This is a genomic window from Saccharomonospora saliphila YIM 90502, assembly GCF_000383795.1.
GTDB classification, from domain to species: Bacteria; Actinomycetota; Actinomycetes; order Mycobacteriales; family Pseudonocardiaceae; genus Saccharomonospora; species Saccharomonospora saliphila.
In genome coordinates this window covers 21,936-24,347 of the sequence record NZ_KB912675.1, presented here as the reverse complement: position 1 = coordinate 24,347, position 2,412 = coordinate 21,936, and the positions used below count along the sequence as shown (strand labels likewise).

Below are 2,412 nucleotides of genomic sequence, written 5' to 3'. Positions count from 1 at the left end.
GGAGCGTCTGATGCACGCCGACCGCACCAACCGGACCTTCCTCGCCCACGGCGGCGGCCGGGACGCGCTCGCGGCAGGACTCGCCTGGTCGGCGGCGGCCGTGTCACTACCCGGAAGCACCATGCCCGGCCCCGACGACATCGCCCGCATCCCGGTCACGGTGACCGGCGACCTCGAACACGACCTCGTTCTCACGGAGCTGACCCATGACTGACCTGATCAACGCGAACCTGGTGGACCTGGACGTGCCGGGCGACGACCGCGACGAGGTCACCCGCGCGCTGGGCACGCGGCTGGCCGAGGCGGGCCGGGTGACCGACGTGGACGGTTTCCTCGCCGACCTGCGGCAGCGTGAGGAGCAGATGCCCACCGGCATCGAGGGCGGCATCGGCATTCCGCACGCCCGCTCCGAACACGTCACCAAGCCGACCCTCGCGTTCGGACGCAGCCACCCCGGGGTGGACTTCGGCGCCCCGGACGGGCCCGCCCGGCTGATCTTCTTGATCGCCGCGCCCGCTTCGGGCGGTGAGGACCACATGTCCATCCTGGCCGCGCTCGCCCGGCGGCTGGTGCACCAGGACTTCCGGGACCGGCTGCTTGCCGCCGCCGACGCGAACGAGGTCGTCGAACTCGTGCACAAGGAGGTGCTCGGACAGTGAAACTCGTCGCCGTGACGTCCTGCCCGACCGGGATCGCCCACACCTACATGGCCGCCGAGGCCCTGGAGCAGGCGGCCCGCGCGGCGGGACACGAGATCAGCGTGGAAACCCAGGGCTCGGCGGGGGCGCAGCCGCTCTCGGCCGCCGACATCGCCGCCGCCGACGCGGTCGTGTTCGCCGCCGACGTCGAGGTGCGCGACAAGGAACGCTTCAGCGGCATGCCGACGGTCACCGCGGGGGTCAAACGGGCGATCAACGACGGTGCCGCGCTCGTCGAGGAGGCCGTGCGGGCCGCGCGTGAGGCCCCGGCCACGCGGGACGAGCAGGCCCCGTCCGCGACGCCCACCGGGGACGGCCCCGCGCTGGCGAGCAAGGTGGACACCGAGGCGGGCTTCGGCACCCGGCTGCGGCAGTGGCTGATGACCGGCGTGAGCTACATGATCCCGTTCGTGGCCGCCGGGGGCATCCTGATGGCCCTGTCGTTCATGCTCGGCGGCGCGGAGATCGCCATGGTCGTGGACGGCGGCACCTACCAGGGCGTGGAGTACCCCGGTGTGAGCGACCCGGCGAACCTCCTCGCCGAGGCCGGGCTGGCAGGCGTGCTGTATCAGATCGGCTCCCTGTCGTTCTCCATGCTCGTGCCCATCCTGTCCGGCTTCATCGCGTTCGGAATGGCCGACCGGCCCGGTATCGCACCCGGTGTGGTCGGCGGGCTCCTGTCGTCGGCGATCGGCGCCGGGTTCCTCGGCGGGCTGGTCTCTGGCCTGCTCGCCGGTGCGGTGGTGCTGCTGGTCAACCGTGTCCGCGTGCCCCGGGGCGTGGCCGGGGTGATGCCCGTCGTGGTCATCCCGCTCGTGTCCAGCCTCGTGGTCGGGCTCCTGATGCTGCTGGTGATCGGCGAGCCGATCGCGGCCGGGCAGGAGGCCGTCACGAGCTGGCTGGACGGGCTGTCCGGCACGGCGGCGTGGGCGCTCGGCGGCCTTCTGGGCCTGATGATGTCGTTCGACCTCGGTGGCCCGATCAACAAGGTCGCCTACACCTTCGGCATCGCCGCGCTGGCGAGCGGCAACTTCGAGATCATGGCGGCCGTCATGGTCGCCGGGATGACCCCGCCGCTCGGACTGGCGCTGGCCACCGTGGTGCGCAAGGCGCTGTTCACCCGCGCCGAGCGGCAGGCCGGGCAGACCGGGTGGCTGCTCGGGCTCTCGTTCATCACCGAGGGCGCCATCCCGTTCGCGGCGGCCGACCCGTTCCGCGTCATTCCGTCGGCGATGGCGGGCAGTGCCGTCGCGGGTGCGCTGTCGGCGGCGTTCGGCGCGACCTCGCAGGCCCCGCACGGCGGCATCTGGGTCGTCGGACTCGTCGGAAACCCGCTGCTGTACCTGGTGGCGCTGGTGGCCGGGACGCTGACCACCACCGGCTGCGTGCTCGCCGCGAAGAACATCGGCCGCCGCCGCGCGCCCGAGGGCGCCGACGCCGCCGCCACGCGCGAGAACCCGGTCGCGGCCTGATTTCACCCGTTGTCCCGGAAAGGAAGGTCATGGCACAACGCACGGTCACCGTCGGCTCCTCGGTGGGACTGCACGCCCGCCCCGCCGCGCTGTTCACCCAGGCCGCCGCGCGTCAGCAGGTCGGGGTGCTGATCGGCAAACCGGGCGGCGAGCCCGTCGACGCGCGCAGCATCCTCTCGGTCATCGGCCTGGGCGCGCGCGGCGGCGACGAGGTCGTCCTGCACGCCGACGGCCCCGGCGCG

3 protein-coding genes and 1 pseudogene are annotated in these 2,412 nt (G+C 73.1%); all 4 read left to right on the top strand.

Going from position 1 to position 2,412, the window contains the following annotated elements:
- A pseudogene (locus SACSA_RS26075) lies at positions 1-214 on the top strand (hypothetical protein); the annotation flags it as partial.
- On the top strand, positions 207-659 hold the full coding sequence (locus SACSA_RS0112150) for a PTS sugar transporter subunit IIA (protein ID WP_019816201.1): 453 nt from the start codon (positions 207-209) through the stop codon (positions 657-659). The pseudogene SACSA_RS26075 and the gene SACSA_RS0112150, both read left to right, overlap by 8 nt.
- Positions 656-2,170: a PTS fructose transporter subunit IIC gene (locus SACSA_RS0112145; RefSeq protein WP_019816200.1), complete on the top strand. Its 1,515-nt coding sequence runs from the start codon at positions 656-658 to the stop codon at positions 2,168-2,170. The genes SACSA_RS0112150 and SACSA_RS0112145 overlap by 4 nt, the downstream gene beginning before the upstream one ends.
- A 29-nt stretch (positions 2,171-2,199) precedes the next feature.
- Positions 2,200-2,412: HPr family phosphocarrier protein (locus tag SACSA_RS0112140; RefSeq protein ID WP_019816199.1), on the top strand; the 213-nt coding region annotated here is incomplete at its 3' end.

Excerpts from the sequence above, each read along its gene's own strand:
- SACSA_RS0112150 (WP_019816201.1), top strand. The coding sequence starts at position 207 with ATGACTGACCTGATCAACGCGAACCTGGTGGACCTGGACGTGCCGGGC.